Here is a 19,052-nt window from a genome sequence, read left to right as displayed (position 1 = left end):
GCGTAGTGATGTAACGGGCGCCGCAACTGCGGCGCTCAGCCCAGAGTCATAGTTACTGAGGTTTTCTTATGTTCCATCGCCGCTCAACCGTAAAAGGATCGTTATCCTTTTCTAACCCTGCGGTCCGCGCCTGGTTATTTCAAATACTCGCCGTCATTGCGGTTATCAGCATTGCGGTCTATCTCATTCATAACACGATAAATAACCTGAACAATAGCGGTATTACCTCGGGGTTTTCTTTTCTCGATCGCAGTGCCGGATTTGGTATTGTCCAGCATCTTATTGATTACGAGCAAGGCGATACGTATGGTCGTGTCTTTGTGGTCGGCCTGCTCAATACACTATTAGTTTCTGCATTGTGTATTGTTTTCGCATCAATTCTCGGTTTCTTTCTCGGACTGGCACGCCTGTCAGATAACTGGTTATTGCGAAAACTCTCGACGATCTACATCGAAACGTTCCGCAATATACCGCCGTTGCTGCAGATCTTCTTCTGGTATTTCGCTGTATTACGTAACCTGCCCGGCCCACGCCAGGCTGTTAACGCACTGGATTTGATGTTCCTGAGTAACCGGGGGCTCTATATACCAGCCCCGCAAATGGGAGAAGGTTTTTTTGCCTTTTGCACCACTGTCGTTATCGCTATTGTCGTCACCATCGGATTATTTCGCTTCAACAGAATGCATCAAACCAAAACCGGCCAACTACGTCGGACCTGGCCCACGGTTCTGGCGTTGATCATACTTTTACCGGTGATTTCACAGTGGATGTTTGGCGCTGCGCTTCACTGGGACATTCCCGCGCTTCGTGGTTTTAACTTCCGTGGCGGTATGGTGCTTATTCCCGAACTGGCGGCACTGACTCTGGCGCTTTCGGTGTACACCTCGGCATTTATTGCAGAAATTATTCGGGCGGGAATTCAGGCCGTTCCTTATGGCCAACATGAAGCCGCACGCTCGCTGGGTCTGCCAAATCCGGTGACGCTACGCCAGGTAATCATCCCACAGGCGCTACGCGTCATCATTCCCCCACTGACCAGCCAGTACCTGAATATCGTCAAGAATTCTTCTCTTGCGGCCGCCATTGGCTATCCGGACATGGTTTCACTGTTTGCCGGCACGGTACTCAATCAAACAGGGCAAGCCATTGAAACGATCGCCATCACCATGTCGGTATACCTGATCATTAGTCTGAGTATTTCTTTGCTGATGAATATTTATAACCGCCGTATTGCACTGATTGAGCGCTAAGGAGCCATGATGACAAAAGCCCTGCTGTCTCACCCCTCACGCCAGCGCAGTAATCCGGCAAGCCGCAGCCTACTCTGGGTGCGTAAAAACCTGTTCTCCAGTTGGTCAAATAGCCTGCTCACCCTACTATGCATATGGCTGATTTGGTCATTTCTTCCGCCACTGTTGAACTGGGTATTCTTTCAGGCCAACTGGGTAGGTTCAACCCGAGCAGACTGCACCAAAGCCGGAGCCTGCTGGGTGTTCATTCATGAACGCTTTGGGCAATTCATGTATGGACTTTATCCCCACGATCAGCGCTGGCGTGTAAATCTGGCCCTGATAATTGGTTTACTGTCTATCGTTCCCATGTTCTTGAAAACAATCCCGCATCGTGGCCGCTATATCGCTGTCTGGGCCGTCGTTTATCCAGTGGTGGTTTGGTGGCTGATGTACGGGGGTTTTTTCGGGCTGGAGCGCGTAGAAACCCGGCAGTGGGGTGGATTAACACTGACGCTAATTATCGCATCCGTGGGGATTGCAGGCGCGCTTCCATGGGGCATTTTACTGGCGCTGGGACGTCGTTCCCATATGCCAGTCGTGCGGGTTTTATCCGTCATTTTCATTGAGTTCTGGCGCGGTGTGCCGTTGATTACCGTTCTGTTTATGTCCTCGGTCATGCTTCCTCTGTTTATGTCCGAAGGAACCAGTATCGACAAGCTTATCCGGGCCCTGGTCGGCGTTATTCTTTTCCAGTCGGCCTATGTCGCAGAAGTGGTTCGCGGAGGGTTACAAGCCCTACCAAAAGGTCAGTATGAAGCCGCTGAATCACTGGCGTTAGGATACTGGAAAACTCAGGGGCTGGTCATTCTTCCGCAAGCCCTCAAGCTGGTTATCCCTGGCCTGGTTAACACGATTATCGCCCTGTTCAAGGATACCAGTCTGGTCATTATCATCGGTCTGTTTGATCTCTTCAGTAGCGTGCAGCAAGCAACTGTGGACCCTGCGTGGCTGGGTATGTCGACAGAAGGATATGTTTTCGCTGCACTGATTTACTGGATCTTCTGTTTCAGTATGTCGCGTTACAGCCAACATCTGGAAAAACGTTTTAACACCGGGCGTACACCGCACTGAGGAATTTATGAGCCAATTATTAATGCCGTCTACCGACGCGATGATTACGCTGGAAAACGTCAACAAATGGTACGGACAGTTTCACGTCCTGAAAAACATCAACCTGAAGGTAAAACAGGGAGAGCGCATCGTATTATGCGGGCCTTCCGGTTCGGGTAAATCGACAACTATCCGCTGTATTAACCATCTGGAAGAGCATCAGCAAGGACGCATTGTGGTGGATGGGATTGAACTCAATGAAGACATCCGCAATATTGAGCGCGTCCGACAAGAAGTTGGCATGGTCTTTCAGCACTTTAATCTCTTTCCTCATTTAACTGTCCTACAAAACTGCACACTGGCGCCTATCTGGGTGCAAAAGATGCCGAAAAAAGAGGCTGAAGTACTGGCAATGCACTACCTCGAGCGGGTCCGCATTGCCGAACATGCGCATAAATATCCCGGGCAAATCTCTGGTGGACAACAACAGCGCGTGGCCATTGCACGCTCGCTGTGTATGAAACCCAAAATCATGTTATTTGATGAACCCACATCAGCGTTGGATCCTGAAATGGTCAAAGAAGTGCTGGATACCATGATAGGTCTGGCACAATCGGGCATGACCATGCTATGTGTAACCCATGAAATGGGCTTTGCCCGCACAGTAGCTGACCGGGTGATCTTTATGGATCTTGGCGAGATTGTGGAACAGGCACCACCGGATGAGTTTTTTGCTCACCCCAAATCTGAACGCACTCGTGCGTTTTTATCGCAGGTTATTCATTAAAGCCATATGCCGGATACAGTTCCGGCTTATTTCCGCGTATAAACGCAAAAAGGCCATCCTTTCGGATGGCCTTTCGCTTTTATTTGATGTCTGGCAGTTCCCTACTCTCGCATGGGGAGACCCCACACTACCATCGGCGCTACGGCGTTTCACTTCTGAGTTCGGCATGGGGTCAGGTGGGACCACCGCGCTACAGCCGCCAGACAAATTCTTTTCTAAGTGCCGAACTTTAACCGAAAAACTGGTGCTGATACCCAGAGTCGAACTGGGGACCTCACCCTTACCAAGGGTGCGCTCTACCAACTGAGCCATATCAGCACACTAAATTTGATGCCTGGCAGTTCCCTACTCTCGCATGGGGAGACCCCACACTACCATCGGCGCTACGGCGTTTCACTTCTGAGTTCGGCATGGGGTCAGGTGGGACCACCGCGCTACAGCCGCCAGGCAAATTCTGTTTATCAACACACTTTTTGGGTCTGTCGATGTAATCTGTAATCAAGCTGAAATCAATGTCTGTCTTTCGCCAAAACATCTTCGGCGTTGTAAGGTTAAGCCTCACGGTTCATTAGTATCGGTTAGCTCAACGTATCGCTACGCTTACACACCCGACCTATCAACGTCATCGTCTTTAACGTTCCTTCAGGAGACTTATAGTCTCAGGGAGAACTCATCTCGGGGCAAGTTTCGTGCTTAGATGCTTTCAGCACTTATCTCTTCCGCATTTAGCTACCGGGCAATGCCATTGGCATGACAACCCGAACACCAGTGATGCGTCCACTCCGGTCCTCTCGTACTAGGAGCAGCCCCCCTCAATTCTCCAGCGCCCACGGCAGATAGGGACCGAACTGTCTCACGACGTTCTAAACCCAGCTCGCGTACCACTTTAAATGGCGAACAGCCATACCCTTGGGACCTACTTCAGCCCCAGGATGTGATGAGCCGACATCGAGGTGCCAAACACCGCCGTCGATATGAACTCTTGGGCGGTATCAGCCTGTTATCCCCGGAGTACCTTTTATCCGTTGAGCGATGGCCCTTCCATTCAGAACCACCGGATCACTAAGACCTGCTTTCGCACCTGCTCGAGCCGTCACTCTCGCAGTCAAGCTAGCTTATGCCTTTGCACTAACCTCCTGATGTCCGACCAGGATTAGCTAACCTTCGTGCTCCTCCGTTACTCTTTAGGAGGAGACCGCCCCAGTCAAACTACCCACCAGACACTGTCCGCAACCCGGATTACGGGTCCACGTTAGAACACCAGCCATTAAAGGGTGGTATTTCAAGGATGGCTCCATGCAGACTGGCGTCCACACTTCAAAGCCTCCCACCTATCCTACACATCAAGGACCAGTGTTCAGTGTCAAGCTATAGTAAAGGTTCACGGGGTCTTTCCGTCTTGCCGCGGGTACACTGCATCTTCACAGCGAGTTCAATTTCACTGAGTCTCGGGTGGAGACAGCCTGGCCATCATTACGCCATTCGTGCAGGTCGGAACTTACCCGACAAGGAATTTCGCTACCTTAGGACCGTTATAGTTACGGCCGCCGTTTACCGGGGCTTCGATCAAGAGCTTCTCCTTACGGATAACCCCATCAATTAACCTTCCGGCACCGGGCAGGCGTCACACCGTATACGTCCACTTTCGTGTTTGCACAGTGCTGTGTTTTTAATAAACAGTTGCAGCCAGCTGGTATCTTCGACTGATTTCAGCTCCATGAGTAAATCACTTCACCTACATATCAGCGTGCCTTCTCCCGAAGTTACGGCACCATTTTGCCTAGTTCCTTCACCCGAGTTCTCTCAAGCGCCTTGGTATTCTCTACCTGACCACCTGTGTCGGTTTGGGGTACGATTTCGTGTTACCTGATGCTTAGAGGCTTTTCCTGGAAGCAGGGCATTTGTTACTTCAGCACCGTAGTGCCTCGTCATCACACCTCAGCGTTAAAAGGTACCGGATTTACCTGGAACCTCCGCCTACATGCTTAAACCGGGACAACCGTCGCCCGGCTAACATAGCCTTCTCCGTCCCCCCTTCGCAGTAACACCAAGTACAGGAATATTAACCTGTTTCCCATCGACTACGCCTTTCGGCCTCGCCTTAGGGGTCGACTCACCCTGCCCCGATTAACGTTGGACAGGAACCCTTGGTCTTCCGGCGTGCGGGTTTTTCACCCGCATTATCGTTACTTATGTCAGCATTCGCACTTCTGATACCTCCAGCATACCTCACAGTACACCTTCAACGGCTTACAGAACGCTCCCCTACCCAACAACACATAGTGTCGCTGCCGCAGCTTCGGTGCATGGTTTAGCCCCGTTACATCTTCCGCGCAGGCCGACTCGACCAGTGAGCTATTACGCTTTCTTTAAATGATGGCTGCTTCTAAGCCAACATCCTGGCTGTCTGTGCCTTCCCACATCGTTTCCCACTTAACCATGACTTTGGGACCTTAGCTGGCGGTCTGGGTTGTTTCCCTCTTCACGACGGACGTTAGCACCCGCCGTGTGTCTCCCGTGATAACATTCTTCGGTATTCGCAGTTTGCATCGGGTTGGTAAGTCGGGATGACCCCCTAGCCGAAACAGTGCTCTACCCCCGAAGATGAATTCACGAGGCGCTACCTAAATAGCTTTCGGGGAGAACCAGCTATCTCCCGGTTTGATTGGCCTTTCACCCCCAGCCACAAGTCATCCGCTAATTTTTCAACATTAGTCGGTTCGGTCCTCCAGTTAGTGTTACCCAACCTTCAACCTGCCCATGGCTAGATCACCGGGTTTCGGGTCTATACCCTGCAACTTAACGCCCAGTTAAGACTCGGTTTCCCTTCGGCTCCCCTATACGGTTAACCTTGCTACAGAATATAAGTCGCTGACCCATTATACAAAAGGTACGCAGTCACCCCATAAAGAGGCTCCCACTGCTTGTACGTACACGGTTTCAGGTTCTTTTTCACTCCCCTCGCCGGGGTTCTTTTCGCCTTTCCCTCACGGTACTGGTTCACTATCGGTCAGTCAGGAGTATTTAGCCTTGGAGGATGGTCCCCCCATATTCAGACAGGATACCACGTGTCCCGCCCTACTCTTCGAGTTCACAACCTGTGCATTTTGGTGTACGGGACTATCACCCTGTACCGTCGGACTTTCCAGACCGTTCCACTAACACACAAGCTGATTCAGACTCTGGGCTGCTCCCCGTTCGCTCGCCGCTACTGGGGGAATCTCGGTTGATTTCTTTTCCTCGGGGTACTTAGATGTTTCAGTTCCCCCGGTTCGCTTCATTACGCTATGTATTCACGTAATGATAGTGTGACGAATCACACTGGGTTTCCCCATTCGGAAATCGCCGGTTATAACGGTTCATATCACCTTACCGACGCTTATCGCAGATTAGCACGTCCTTCATCGCCTCTGACTGCCAGGGCATCCACCGTGTACGCTTAGTCGCTTAACCTCACAACCCGAAGATGTTTCTTTCGATTCATCATCGACTTGCAAAAATTTGAGAGACTCGAACACACCATTTTTCATTTCTTATTACGGAGAAATGAAACAGTGTGTCGTTTCAATTTTCAGCTTGATCCAGATTTTTAAAGAGCAAAACTTCGCAGTGAACCTTTTCAGGTACACTCTGAAGTTTTCTTGTGTTTTTGCAGTAAAGATGGTGGAGCTATGCGGGATCGAACCGCAGACCTCCTGCGTGCAAGGCAGGCGCTCTCCCAGCTGAGCTATAACCCCATCGTAAATGCTAATCTCTGTACCCTAATTCGTTTCCGGGCAAGGCGCGGTGGTGCGAAGCATACTGAAGTATGCGAGCATCGCCGTAACACAGCACGGAGGCGAATTTGGTAGGCCTGAGTGGACTTGAACCACCGACCTCACCCTTATCAGGGGTGCGCTCTAACCACCTGAGCTACAAGCCTGCAGAGATTTTCTTACTGCTAATTTTCATCAGACAATCTGTGTGAGCACTACAAAGATCGGTTCTTTAAGGTAAGGAGGTGATCCAACCGCAGGTTCCCCTACGGTTACCTTGTTACGACTTCACCCCAGTCATGAATCACAAAGTGGTAAGCGCCCTCCCGAAGGTTAAGCTACCTACTTCTTTTGCAACCCACTCCCATGGTGTGACGGGCGGTGTGTACAAGGCCCGGGAACGTATTCACCGTGGCATTCTGATCCACGATTACTAGCGATTCCGACTTCATGGAGTCGAGTTGCAGACTCCAATCCGGACTACGACATACTTTATGAGGTCCGCTTGCTCTCGCGAGGTCGCTTCTCTTTGTATATGCCATTGTAGCACGTGTGTAGCCCTACTCGTAAGGGCCATGATGACTTGACGTCATCCCCACCTTCCTCCAGTTTATCACTGGCAGTCTCCTTTGAGTTCCCGACCGAATCGCTGGCAACAAAGGATAAGGGTTGCGCTCGTTGCGGGACTTAACCCAACATTTCACAACACGAGCTGACGACAGCCATGCAGCACCTGTCTCAGAGTTCCCGAAGGCACCAAAGCATCTCTGCTAAGTTCTCTGGATGTCAAGAGTAGGTAAGGTTCTTCGCGTTGCATCGAATTAAACCACATGCTCCACCGCTTGTGCGGGCCCCCGTCAATTCATTTGAGTTTTAACCTTGCGGCCGTACTCCCCAGGCGGTCGACTTAACGCGTTAGCTCCGGAAGCCACGCCTCAAGGGCACAACCTCCAAGTCGACATCGTTTACGGCGTGGACTACCAGGGTATCTAATCCTGTTTGCTCCCCACGCTTTCGCACCTGAGCGTCAGTCTTTGTCCAGGGGGCCGCCTTCGCCACCGGTATTCCTCCAGATCTCTACGCATTTCACCGCTACACCTGGAATTCTACCCCCCTCTACAAGACTCTAGCCTGCCAGTTTCGGATGCAGTTCCCAGGTTGAGCCCGGGGATTTCACATCCGACTTGACAGACCGCCTGCGTGCGCTTTACGCCCAGTAATTCCGATTAACGCTTGCACCCTCCGTATTACCGCGGCTGCTGGCACGGAGTTAGCCGGTGCTTCTTCTGCGAGTAACGTCAATCGTTGCGGTTATTAACCACAACGCCTTCCTCCTCGCTGAAAGTACTTTACAACCCGAAGGCCTTCTTCATACACGCGGCATGGCTGCATCAGGCTTGCGCCCATTGTGCAATATTCCCCACTGCTGCCTCCCGTAGGAGTCTGGACCGTGTCTCAGTTCCAGTGTGGCTGGTCATCCTCTCAGACCAGCTAGGGATCGTCGCCTAGGTGAGCCGTTACCCCACCTACTAGCTAATCCCATCTGGGCACATCCGATGGCAAGAGGCCCGAAGGTCCCCCTCTTTGGTCTTGCGACGTTATGCGGTATTAGCTACCGTTTCCAGTAGTTATCCCCCTCCATCGGGCAGTTTCCCAGACATTACTCACCCGTCCGCCACTCGTCACCCAAGGAGCAAGCTCCTCTGTGCTACCGTTCGACTTGCATGTGTTAGGCCTGCCGCCAGCGTTCAATCTGAGCCATGATCAAACTCTTCAATTTAAGTTTGATGCTCGTGAATTAAACTTCGTAATGAATTACGTATGTTCACTCAGAGACTTGGTATTCATTTTTCGTCTTGCGACGTTAAGAATCCGTATCTTCGAGTGCCCACACAGATTGTCTGATAAATTGTTAAAGAGCAGTTGCGACGCGCTTTAGCGCTCTGTCGCGAGGTGGCGTATATTACGCTTTCCTCTTTCAGAGTCAACCCTCATTTTCAGGTTTTTCTCTTCAACCGAACCGGCTGTTTGCGTGAAGTGATTCACATCCGCCGTGTCGATGGAGGCGCATTATAGGGATCCCATTTTTTAGCACAAGTATTTTTTGGATCTTTTTTTCTGAATGCTTGTTTTTCACTCCTTTCGCTACATTCCTGCGCAATTTGACTGATTTTTGATAGCTAAACCACTTGCACAGTCTCAATAATCCAACCAAAGTCTTCATTACTGCTCTATTTTCGTTGAGGTAAACATGTCTGATGTACTGCGTCCTTATAAGGATCTTTTCCCACAGATCGGAAATCGCGTGATGATCGACACCAGTAGTGTCGTCATTGGTGATGCTCGTTTAGCTGATGATGTCGGAATTTGGCCACTGGTTGCCATTCGTGGCGACGTTAACTATGTACAAATTGGTGCCCGTACAAACATCCAGGACGGCAGCGTTCTCCATGTCACGCATAAATCCACGTCTAATCCGCAAGGTAATCCACTGATCGTGGGTGAGGACGTTACGGTTGGTCATAAAGTCATGCTACACGGCTGTATCATTGGCAACCGTGTATTAGTCGGCATGGGATCGATTCTGCTGGATGGCGTAGTCGTAGAAGACGACGTTATGATTGGGGCTGGTAGCCTGGTTCCACAAAACAAACGCCTGGAAAGCGGATATCTGTACCTGGGAAGCCCGGTTAAGCAAATCCGTCCATTAAGCGATGAAGAGAAAGCAGGCTTACAATATTCAGCTAACAACTATGTTAAGTGGAAAGACGAGTATTTAAGTCAGAGTAACCACACCCAACCTTGAGCATCTTCCTGCTGGGCCTGGATCAATGCTTCAGCTTCTTCTTCCAGATCCCAGCGATGCTGTTGAAATATTTCCAACCACTGCTCAGGCGTGTCGCCGCCAAAGCGGGACGCCATAATCTCTCCAGATATGGCACATGTTAACTGCATACCATGAACCATCGCCGGAAACACAACGGCGTTAACATCCGTGCGCCATTCTTCCCGATCGGGAAACTGGATCGCCTGATTCATGCCGACAATTCCTGTTGCATGCTTTTTATGACAGGCTCCACCTGTGGCAAAACGCCATGCCAAAGTAAAACTGCATGCGCAGCCTGCCCCACCAGCATCCCCAGGCCATCGGCATAATGTTTCGCCCCATGCGAAACACACCAGGAAAGAAACGGTGTGTTCCCTTTCTGATAAAACATGTCATAACAATAGACCGAAGGGTGGATAAGAGATGCTGGAATAGCTGGTATCTCACCGCTCATTCCGCTGGATGTGGCATTGATGATCAAATCAAAACTGCAATTATCAAGATCGTCCATTCCCACCGCCTGCACGCTGCCGGTGTGGTAGAAGATTTGTGCCAGTTCTTCAGCGCGCGAAGCGGTACGGTTAACAATAGTCACCGCACAATCCATAGAAAGAAGAGGTAATAAAACTCCACGGGATGCACCACCCGCACCAATCAGCAGAACTCGCGATCCGGGATGAATGAAAGATAAACGCTCAAGATCGCTTAATAAGCCGATACCATCCGTGTTGTCTCCCAGTAAACGCCCATCCTCCAGCCGTTTAAAGGTGTTGACTGCTCCAGCAAGCGATGCCCGCTCCGTTAGTTCATTAGCACGTGCAAACGCCTCTTCTTTAAAAGGCACAGTGACATTTGCCCCCTTCCCGCCCTCAGCAAAAAAAGCGTTCAGCGTATTCACAAAATCATTGATGGGCGCCAGTACACGCCCATAGGAATGATCAATCTTCAACTGCTCTGCAAATTGCTGATGAATAAAGGGCGATTTACTGTGCGCTATCGGATTACCAAAAACAGCATAGGCTTCTTTCATATTACCCCTGTCGAAACTGTTCACCCGTCAGAGCATCACGGATCTCCGAAGGATTCAAACGGCCTCCGGTCTCCCCCTCAACCACAGGAAAGTCTGTACCAAACTGCGCACGGACTTCCTCAACCGTTCTGCAAGGCGGTAAGCCACTCAGATTAGCACTGGTAGAGACCAATGGTTTGCCATAAGTCTGGCACAATGCAACCACCAGCGGATGATCGGTGACACGCACGGCCAGCGAGTCAAAACGACCGGTCAACCAACGAGGCGTAGTCGCGGGCGCCGGGAAAACGAAAGTAACAGGCCCAGGCCAGCGGGCGAACACAGCCTCACGTTGGGCCTCGGTGAGCATGCTATCGTCGATATAGGGTTTAAGCTGGTCAAAGCTTGCCGCAATCAAAATTAAACCTTTATCAACTGGGCGTTGTTTTAACTCTAACAGACGGGTAACAGCCGTTTCGCTGTCGGGATCGCAACCGACACCGAAAACAGCTTCAGTTGGATAGGCGATGACTTTTTCTTGTTTCAGAACCGCTATCGCCGCAGCGATAGCGTCTGTGGGCAGGTTATTATTCACTTTTTTATTCCGCCGAAATCGGCTTTCCACATTGTTTACTGGCACAGAAATGCTTCACACCCTGTGCGGTTTTCTTTTCGATGAGAAGCGGATAATGACACTCAGGACATTCTCCGGATAACGGTTTGAAGTTAATGACAAACTGGCACTCCGGATAGCGATCGCAGGAGTAGAAGGTTTTGCCATAACGGGAACGCCGCTGGACAAGATGACCAGTCTGGCATTGAGGACAGACTATTGCTGTTTCATCAGGCTTGTCGATGAGCTCGGTGTGATCGCACGCAGGATAGTCACTGCATCCAATGAACATACCGAATCGTCCCTGTCTCAGCACCAGCTCAGCGCCACATGCAGGACAAAGCTTACCCTCCAGAACTTTGACAATATGCCCGTCCGCGGGAGATTTCAGCGGACGGATATAATCGCATTCTGGATAGTGTGAACAACCGAGAAACGGACCGTGTTTCCCGGAACGAATAACCAATTCAGCCCCGCATTGTGGGCAGGGCTCATTTTTACGCACCGTGAACAGTGCTGATTTAGCCATAACAACTCATACTGAATGAAGATTGATTAGTGCAGCATACCTTCATTCACTTCAAAGAGTAATTCTTCCATTTGCTGATAGGCATTTTCACAACCTGGAATGTTGAATAGCACCATCAGGATTACCCACTTAAGATCTTCCAGATCGAACTCTGCCGTATCCAGCGCGAGTACACGCTCAATGACCATTTCTCGCGTTTCGAGGTTTAGCACCTGAATCTGCTCCAGGAATAGCAGGAATCCTCTACAGCTTGCATCCAGCCGATCGCACTCTTCCGCAGTATAAATACGTATAGAAAGAGGGTCAGATGCCAGTTGCATAGGTTCAGCAAGGCCATCCTGATAGTCAGCAAGCTTTTCCAGCCAAAGTAACGCGTTGTAAATGTCTTCACGATCAAAACCAGCGTCGGTAAGATCCCGTTCCAGTTTGTCCTGATCCACACGCAGCTCAGCTTCGTTATGGATATATGTCTCAAACAAATACATTAGTACGTCGAACATGGCATGCCCTCCTCAATCGGACATAGCCGCCGGGTACAGCTGCGATCCACCCTGCTAACTCCAGTTCGAGCAGTTGAGCCACTACCTCTGGCACAGGTTGGCCGGCACGTTCAGCGACGACGTCAACAGGTGTTACCTCATCTCCTACGTTAGCCAGGAGCTCCGGAAATGGCAATGCCACCTCTTCGTGATCTGGCGAATAAATTGATTTTTCAGGTTCATCTGGCAACCATTGCAGCCCATATTGCAAATTTTCAAGAATTTCCTCTGGTGTCGTCACAAGCATGGCTCCCTGCTGAATTAGCCAATGCGGGCCTTCACTTCCCGGGCTCCCAATCGGCCCAGGCAAAGCAAACACCTCCCGCCCTTGTTCCAGTGCACAGCGAGCAGTAACCAGTGACCCGCTACGCTGTGCAGCTTCGACGACCAGTACACCTTTACTTAGACCACTGATAATGCGATTTCGTCGGGGAAAATTGCGTGGCAAAGGGAGCGTATCTAATGGGAACTCAGACACCAGTGCACCACCTGCCTCAATCAGTCGCTGAGCAAGACGGATATGCTGTCGTGGGTGAATGGTCTCAAGTCCATTTCCCAGCACTGCAATACTTGTGCCTTGTCGGTTTATCGCAGCACTGTGTGCCACACCATCAATTCCCCGGGCCAGACCGCTGGTGATCGTCACACCACATGCAGCAAGCTTTTCACAAAACAATCGCCCCCAGCGTTCGCCATACCAGGAGTGCTGTCTGCTGCCGACAACGGCCACCTGGAATGAGCGAAGACATGCGAGATTTCCTGCGACAAAAAGCACCCCAGGATAATCCTCAATCGCACGGAGCTGTGGCGGGTAATGCTCGCTGTCGGCAACCACAAAATGGTGGTTAGGCTGTTCAAGCCAGCGCAACGTTTTTTCCAGCGTCAGATCCGAAAAGGTTAAAAAGCGCCTTGCCTGGCGGGGAGAGAATCCTGCCTGAAGGAGTACCGCGTTGCTAATCGACGGTTGAGTATTGAGCCAGTGGGCAATGCACACCATCTCATCACCATACAGTTCATTCACTTGCGCTAAACGTAGCCAAATTTCGATTTGGGTCATCCTTGTCCCCCTGCCACAAGCAGTCCTGGCAATCTTTGCGATTGGTCACTGATGCTGTCAATCAGAGGGGGTTTTGTCTAGAATAGAGGTAATAATCTTTTCAACTCCTGAACACAACTCTGGATAACTATGTCAGTTTTGCAAGTGTTACATATTCCGGACGAGCGCCTTCGCAAAGTCGCAAAACCGGTCGAAGAAGTTAATGCAGAAATTCAGCGCATCGTTGATGATATGTTCGAAACGATGTATGCCGAAGAAGGTATCGGCCTGGCAGCAACACAGGTCGATATTCATCAGCGCATCATCGTTATTGATGTCTCTGAAAACCGCGACGAGCAGTTGGTACTCATTAACCCAGAGCTGCTGGAAAAAGACGGCGAAACCGGCATTGAAGAAGGCTGCCTGTCAATTCCTGAACAGCGTGCGTTAGTACCACGCGCAGAGAAAGTAAAAATTCGTGCGCTCGATCGCAACGGCAAATCTTTTGAACTGGAAGCCGATGGCCTGCTGGCTATCTGCATTCAACATGAAATGGATCACCTCGTCGGTAAACTGTTTATCGATTATCTGTCTCCGTTGAAGCAACAACGCATTCGTCAGAAAGTTGAAAAACTCGACCGCCTGAACGCCCGAGCTTAAGGACAAGAATCAACGTGTCAGACTCACTACGTATTATTTTTGCGGGTACACCTGACTTTGCAGCGCGTCATCTCGACGCGCTGTTGTCTTCTGGACACAACGTCGTTGGCGTGTTTACCCAACCGGACCGCCCGGCGGGACGCGGTAAAAAGCTGATGCCCAGCCCGATCAAAGTGCTGGCGGAAGAAAAAGGGATACCGGTTTTCCAACCTGTCTCTCTTCGCCCTCAGGAAAACCAGCAGCTGGTTTCTGATTTACGCGCAGACGTGATGGTGGTGGTGGCATATGGCCTGATTCTGCCAAAAACCGTACTGGAAATGCCGCGTCTGGGTTGTATCAACGTTCACGGCTCCCTGCTTCCACGCTGGCGTGGTGCAGCACCGATCCAGCGCTCACTGTGGGCAGGTGACACCGAAACAGGTGTAACCATCATGCAGATGGATGTTGGCCTCGACACCGGAGATATGCTGCTTAAGCTGTCTTGCCCGATTACGGCAGAAGATACCAGCGGTTCGTTATACGATAAGCTGGCAGATTTGGGGCCGCAGGGGCTGATTGAAACGCTAAAACAGCTGGCTGCCGGCACAATAAAACCGGTGGTACAAGATGAATCACTGGTTACGCATGCAGAAAAACTCAGCAAAGAAGAGGCCCGTATCGACTGGTCGCTTTCGGCTGTTCAATTGGAACGCTGCATCCGCGCCTTTAACCCATGGCCAATGAGCTGGCTTGAAATCGACGGTCAACCAGTGAAAGTCTGGCAAGCTTCGGTTATTGCGGAAAACACCCAGGCTGCGCCAGGCACCATTCTGGAGGCAACAAAGCAGGGTATTCAGGTCGCCACGGGTGACGGCATCCTGAATCTCGTCTCTTTGCAGCCTGCAGGTAAAAAAGCCATGAGCGCGCAGGATCTGCTTAATTCACGCCGGGAATGGTTTGTACCCGGTAACCGCCTGGTCTGACGGTTCATCTCTTTAAGCCCGGTGTTTCCGGGCATTTTTATTTTTGCGCTTATGAAAAAACATCTTAATTTACGCAGTATGGCGGCCCAAGCCGTCGAACAGGTTGTCGAAAAAGGACAGTCATTAAGCAACGTGCTGCCCGCCATGCAGCAAAAAGTTGCTGATAAAGACAAAGCGCTGTTGCAGGAACTTTGCTTCGGCGTATTGCGTACACTCTCTCAACTGGAATGGATGATCCAGCAACTCATGGAACGTCCAATGACGGGCAAACAGCGCACCGTACACTACCTGATCATGGTGGGCTTCTACCAACTTCTGCATACTCGTATTCCAGCACACGCCGCGCTGGCTGAGACAGTAGAAGGTGCGGTTGCCATTAAGCGTCCGCAACTGAAAGGGCTGATCAACGGCGTGTTGCGCCAGTTTCAACGCCGTCAGGATGAACTGCTGGCCGAGTTTGCGCAAAGCGATTTGCGCTTCTTACACCCCTCCTGGCTGGTGAAACGTATTAAAAGTGCGTATCCGCAGCAGTGGGAAGCTATTCTTGAAGCCAATAACCAGCGACCTCCGATGTGGCTACGCGTCAATCGTAATCACCATACTCGCGACGCCTGGATAGACCTGCTTACCGCAGCGGGATTAACCGGTTTCCCGCATCCAGACTACCCGGATGCAGTGCGTCTGGAAACACCGGCCCCAGTTCACGCCCTCCCTGGTTTTGACGAAGGTTGGGTCACCGTTCAGGATGCTTCTGCTCAGGGGTGCGTTAAATACCTGCTGCCGAAAGATGGCGAGCAGATTCTCGACCTATGCTGCGCGCCGGGCGGTAAAACGACGCACATTCTGGAAGTTGCTCCGCAAGCTAACGTCATGGCCGTCGATGTGGATGAAAAACGCTTATCGCGCGTTTACGACAATCTGAAACGTCTGGGCATGAAGGCAACCGTAAAACAGGGTGATGGTCGATATCCGCAACAATGGTGTGGCGAGCAACAGTTTGACCGTATTTTGCTGGATGCTCCGTGTTCTGCCACCGGCGTTATTCGTCGCCATCCAGACATCAAATGGCTGCGCCGCGACCGGGATATTGCCGAACTTGCGCAGTTGCAGGCCGAGATCCTGAATGCAACCTGGTTACATCTTAAACCTGGCGGCACGCTGGTTTATGCAACGTGCTCTATCCTGCCAGAAGAAAACCAGCAGCAAATTACCGCCTTCCTGGCACGCACGCCGGATGCGGTATTAAGCGAAACCGGTACGCCGGAAAAACCCGGACGTCAGAATTTACCGGGTGCGGAAGATGGCGATGGCTTCTTTTACGCTAAGCTAATCAAAAAGTGATGAGATAACGGGTCGCGACTGATGAAAATTATCATTCTGGGCGCAGGGCAAGTTGGCGGTACGCTGGCTGAAAACCTGGTCGGAGAGAACAACGATATCACGGTAGTCGATACCAATGGTGAACGTCTGCGCAGCCTGCAGGACAAGTTTGATCTCCGCGTCGTGCAAGGGCACGGTTCACATCCTCGCGTACTGCGTGAAGCTGGGGCCGACGATGCCGATATGCTGGTTGCCGTAACCAGCTCAGATGAAACAAATATGGTTGCCTGCCAGGTAGCTTATTCACTGTTTAATACGCCTAATCGCATCGCCCGTATTCGTTCACCGGATTATGTTCGTGATGCGGACAAGCTATTCCAATCCGATGCGGTACCTATCGATCACCTGATTGCGCCGGAGCAACTGGTTATCGATAGCATTTATCGACTGATTGAATATCCGGGTGCATTACAGGTGGTGAATTTTGCCGAAGGTAAAGTCAGTCTGGCAGTAGTAAAAGCCTATTACGGCGGGCCGCTTATCGGTAATGCGCTGTCAACAATGCGTGAACATATGCCGCACATCGATACCCGCGTTGCGGCGATTTTCCGTCATGACCGACCAATCCGTCCACAAGGTTCTACGATCGTTGAAGCGGGTGATGAAGTCTTCTTTATTGCGGCATCACAGCATATTCGCGCCGTAATGAGTGAACTGCAGCGTCTGGAAAAACCGTACAAACGCATTATGTTAGTAGGCGGCGGTAATATCGGAGCGGGTCTTGCACGTCGTCTGGAAAAAGATTACAGCGTCAAACTGATCGAACGTAATCAACAGCGAGCATCCGAACTTGCAGAGAAACTGCAAAATACGATCGTCTTTTTTGGTGATGCTTCGGATCAAGAGTTACTGGCCGAAGAACATATCGATCAAGTTGATCTGTTCATCGCAGTGACCAACGATGATGAAGCGAATATCATGTCGGCGATGCTTGCCAAACGGATGGGTGCCAAGAAAGTGATGGTGTTAATCCAACGCAGAGCATACGTCGATCTGGTGCAAGGTAGCGTGATCGATATTGCTATTTCACCGCAGCAGGCGACCATCTCCGCGCTGCTCAGTCACGTACGTAAAGCTGACATTGTCGGTGTTTCTTCACTACGCCGTGGCGTCGCGGAAGCCATTGAAGCCGTCGCACACGGGGATGAAACAACATCTCGGGTTGTGGGGCGTTCAATTGATGAAATTAAACTTCCCCCTGGAACCATTATTGGCGCCGTTGTGCGTGGTAATGATGTGATGATTGCCAACGATAACCTGCGCATTGAGCAGGGCGATCACGTAATTATGTTCCTGACAGATAAAAAGTTTATTACCGACGTCGAGAGACTATTCCAGCCAAGTCCTTTCTTCCTGTAATAATTTGGGCGCTAATACAGCGCCCTTTTTATTTCCCTTTATATTTCATGGTCTAATAAATTTTCCTTTCGGCAATACATAAATGGAAATTGCCTAAACATTTGTTAAACTTATAAACGTCAGCTGCATAGGGAGAATAAAATGAGCATTATTAAAGAGTTTCGCGAATTCGCGATGCGCGGGAATGTTGTCGATTTGGCAGTGGGTGTCATTATTGGTGCGGCATTCGGTAAGATTGTTTCATCACTGGTTGCCGATATCATCATGCCGCCACTGGGGTTGTTAATTGGTGGGATTGATTTTAAACAGTTTGCTTTAACGCTACGTGATGCACAGGGAGACATCCCTGCCGTGGTCATGCATTACGGTGTATTTATTCAGAATGTCTTCGATTTCATTATTGTTGCGTTTGCTATCTTTATGGCAATCAAACTGATCAACAAACTGAACCGTAAAAAAGCGGAGGAGCCAGCAGCACCGCCAGCTCCATCGAAAGAAGAAGTATTACTGAGTGAAATTCGTGACCTGCTGAAAGAACAGAATAACCGCTCTTAAACACTCACTGAAACAAGAAGGCCAGTGGTAAAAAAGTTAATTACTTTCTTGCCACTGGCCTCCCAGTTACCCCGATTGCCATGTTTGCCTTTACGTAGATAACTTCCTTTCCCTTTCTTATTTTTCTCAACGCGCTGTCTGAACAGTGGGTCATGCAGAAGCGCCTCAATGGCGTTGTCCTTTATCTGCCCTTTGGTGTGCTGATAACGACTCATAATATCTCCAGTTTGTAGTAATTTACGCCGCGAGTGTAGACCCGGCAGTTCAAGAAATCAACAGCCTGATGTTGTTCCACTGGCGCCTTGCTCAAGAGCTTCAAGAATAGAGCAGTACACGCTGCTGTGTGCCTTGCCGCAGCATGCATCATTCAATCGCTGCAGAGACCGCTGTATCGTCTGAAGTTCGGCAATACGTGCTTCGACTTCTTGCAGTCTTTCCTGGACGATCCCTTTTGATTCCTGACAGGTATGGTGTTCGGGATCAACACGGATCGAAAGCAATTCGCGGATCGACTCCAGAGTGAAACCAAGCTGGCGGGCATAACGAATAAACTTCAGGCGCTGAAGATCGCTTTCTGTATAGAGGCGAAATCCGCCTTCAGTACGCACTTCATGCTCCATCATCTGCTGCTTTTCATAGTAGCGGATAGTATCTGGCGTCACGTCAGCCAGTTTCGCTATTTCACCAATTCGGTACATG

17 protein-coding genes, 3 tRNA genes and 4 rRNA genes are annotated in these 19,052 nt (G+C 50.5%); 9 read left to right on the top strand and 15 right to left on the bottom strand.

Annotated elements, in window-relative coordinates; genetic code table 11:
• The first annotated feature begins 68 nt into the window (after positions 1-68).
• The 3 genes from SK33_RS02070 to SK33_RS02060 are packed head-to-tail and all read left to right on the top strand — an operon-like array spanning position 69 to position 3,129.
• Positions 69-1,250, top strand: a complete 1,182-nt coding sequence (locus SK33_RS02070; protein ID WP_048218746.1) for an amino acid ABC transporter permease — start codon at positions 69-71, stop codon at positions 1,248-1,250.
• Positions 1,251-1,259: 9 nt separating this feature from the next.
• Entirely contained in the window at positions 1,260-2,363 is a 1,104-nt protein-coding gene (locus tag SK33_RS02065) for an amino acid ABC transporter permease (RefSeq protein WP_003025299.1), read from the top strand.
• A 7-nt stretch (positions 2,364-2,370) separates the two neighbouring features.
• A complete protein-coding gene (locus SK33_RS02060; protein ID WP_003025300.1) occupies positions 2,371-3,129 on the top strand; it encodes an amino acid ABC transporter ATP-binding protein in 759 nt (252 codons plus the stop codon).
• 88 nt (positions 3,130-3,217) lie between these two features.
• On the opposite strand, the gene rrf (SK33_RS02055) is transcribed toward SK33_RS02060, so the two are convergent.
• The 7 genes from rrf (SK33_RS02055) to SK33_RS02025 form a co-directional block, all read right to left on the bottom strand.
• Positions 3,218-3,333, bottom strand: a 5S ribosomal RNA gene (rrf, locus tag SK33_RS02055).
• A gap of 38 nt (positions 3,334-3,371) precedes the next feature.
• Positions 3,372-3,447, bottom strand: a tRNA-Thr gene (locus tag SK33_RS02050).
• 14 nt (positions 3,448-3,461) lie between these two features.
• Positions 3,462-3,577: ribosomal RNA gene (rrf, locus tag SK33_RS02045) — 5S ribosomal RNA — on the bottom strand.
• Between the two features lie 99 nt (positions 3,578-3,676).
• Positions 3,677-6,582 (bottom strand): 23S ribosomal RNA (locus SK33_RS02040).
• A 208-nt stretch (positions 6,583-6,790) separates the two neighbouring features.
• A tRNA-Ala gene (locus SK33_RS02035) sits at positions 6,791-6,866 on the bottom strand.
• 108 nt (positions 6,867-6,974) lie between these two features.
• Positions 6,975-7,051: transfer RNA gene (locus tag SK33_RS02030), tRNA-Ile, on the bottom strand.
• A 71-nt stretch (positions 7,052-7,122) separates the two neighbouring features.
• Positions 7,123-8,664 (bottom strand): 16S ribosomal RNA (locus SK33_RS02025).
• The 16S, 23S and 5S rRNA genes sit together here with 3 tRNA genes alongside, the layout of an rRNA operon.
• A 471-nt stretch (positions 8,665-9,135) precedes the next feature.
• On the opposite strand from SK33_RS02025, the gene SK33_RS02020 reads away from it, so the two are divergent.
• Complete coding sequence (locus SK33_RS02020) at positions 9,136-9,690, top strand: gamma carbonic anhydrase family protein (protein ID WP_003031171.1); 555 nt, start codon at positions 9,136-9,138, stop codon at positions 9,688-9,690.
• On the opposite strand, the gene SK33_RS02015 is transcribed toward SK33_RS02020, so the two are convergent.
• From SK33_RS02015 to dprA, 6 genes are read right to left on the bottom strand one after another with little or no spacing between them, the layout of a single operon-like run.
• On the bottom strand, positions 9,666-9,923 hold the full coding sequence (locus SK33_RS02015; RefSeq protein ID WP_003031169.1) for a DUF1488 domain-containing protein: 258 nt from the start codon (positions 9,921-9,923) through the stop codon (positions 9,666-9,668). The two genes, SK33_RS02020 and SK33_RS02015, sit on opposite strands and share 25 nt — an antisense overlap.
• Complete coding sequence (gene aroE / locus SK33_RS02010) at positions 9,920-10,741, bottom strand: shikimate dehydrogenase (protein WP_048218748.1); 822 nt, start codon at positions 10,739-10,741, stop codon at positions 9,920-9,922. The genes SK33_RS02015 and aroE overlap by 4 nt, the downstream gene beginning before the upstream one ends.
• Before the next feature lies 1 nt (position 10,742).
• Positions 10,743-11,315: an L-threonylcarbamoyladenylate synthase type 1 TsaC gene (gene tsaC / locus SK33_RS02005; RefSeq protein WP_032950356.1), complete on the bottom strand. Its 573-nt coding sequence runs from the start codon at positions 11,313-11,315 to the stop codon at positions 10,743-10,745.
• 4 nt (positions 11,316-11,319) lie between these two features.
• Entirely contained in the window at positions 11,320-11,862 is a 543-nt protein-coding gene (locus SK33_RS02000; RefSeq protein ID WP_008324985.1) for a DNA topoisomerase family protein, read from the bottom strand.
• Positions 11,863-11,888: 26 nt separating this feature from the next.
• Entirely contained in the window at positions 11,889-12,362 is a 474-nt protein-coding gene (gene smg, locus SK33_RS01995) for a DUF494 family protein Smg (protein WP_003031162.1), read from the bottom strand.
• The gene (gene dprA / locus SK33_RS01990; RefSeq protein ID WP_032950358.1) at positions 12,334-13,458 is read right to left on the bottom strand and encodes a DNA-protecting protein DprA; all 1,125 of its coding nucleotides are present in this window, start codon (positions 13,456-13,458) and stop codon (positions 12,334-12,336) included. Before dprA ends, smg begins: the two co-directional genes overlap by 29 nt.
• 129 nt (positions 13,459-13,587) lie before the next feature.
• Between dprA and def the strand changes: the two genes are divergently transcribed.
• From def to mscL, 5 genes are all read left to right on the top strand, one after another.
• The gene (def, locus tag SK33_RS01985) at positions 13,588-14,097 is read left to right on the top strand and encodes a peptide deformylase (RefSeq protein ID WP_003031159.1); all 510 of its coding nucleotides are present in this window, start codon (positions 13,588-13,590) and stop codon (positions 14,095-14,097) included.
• Positions 14,098-14,111: 14 nt separating this feature from the next.
• Complete coding sequence (gene fmt / locus SK33_RS01980) at positions 14,112-15,059, top strand: methionyl-tRNA formyltransferase (RefSeq protein ID WP_048218750.1); 948 nt, start codon at positions 14,112-14,114, stop codon at positions 15,057-15,059.
• Between the two features lie 51 nt (positions 15,060-15,110).
• On the top strand, positions 15,111-16,400 hold the full coding sequence (rsmB, locus tag SK33_RS01975) for a 16S rRNA (cytosine(967)-C(5))-methyltransferase RsmB (RefSeq protein ID WP_016151083.1): 1,290 nt from the start codon (positions 15,111-15,113) through the stop codon (positions 16,398-16,400).
• Between the two features lie 21 nt (positions 16,401-16,421).
• Positions 16,422-17,798: a Trk system potassium transporter TrkA gene (trkA, locus tag SK33_RS01970; protein ID WP_003031153.1), complete on the top strand. Its 1,377-nt coding sequence runs from the start codon at positions 16,422-16,424 to the stop codon at positions 17,796-17,798.
• 141 nt (positions 17,799-17,939) lie between these two features.
• On the top strand, positions 17,940-18,353 hold the full coding sequence (mscL, locus tag SK33_RS01965) for a large-conductance mechanosensitive channel protein MscL (protein WP_003031152.1): 414 nt from the start codon (positions 17,940-17,942) through the stop codon (positions 18,351-18,353).
• On the opposite strand, the gene arfA is transcribed toward mscL, so the two are convergent.
• The gene (gene arfA / locus SK33_RS01960) at positions 18,350-18,568 is read right to left on the bottom strand and encodes an alternative ribosome-rescue factor ArfA (protein ID WP_003031148.1); all 219 of its coding nucleotides are present in this window, start codon (positions 18,566-18,568) and stop codon (positions 18,350-18,352) included. The genes mscL and arfA overlap by 4 nt on opposite strands.
• A 57-nt stretch (positions 18,569-18,625) precedes the next feature.
• Positions 18,626-19,051, bottom strand: coding sequence for a Zn(2+)-responsive transcriptional regulator (zntR, locus tag SK33_RS01955; RefSeq protein ID WP_048218752.1), 426 nt, complete (start codon positions 19,049-19,051; stop codon positions 18,626-18,628).
• Position 19,052: the final 1 nt, after the last annotated feature.

It is taken from the genome of Citrobacter sp. MGH103 (assembly GCF_001034475.2).
GTDB lineage: Bacteria > Pseudomonadota > Gammaproteobacteria > Enterobacterales > Enterobacteriaceae > Citrobacter > Citrobacter freundii.
The sequence above is the reverse complement of the archived record's forward strand: the minus strand, read 5'-3'. Positions and strand labels throughout refer to the sequence as shown.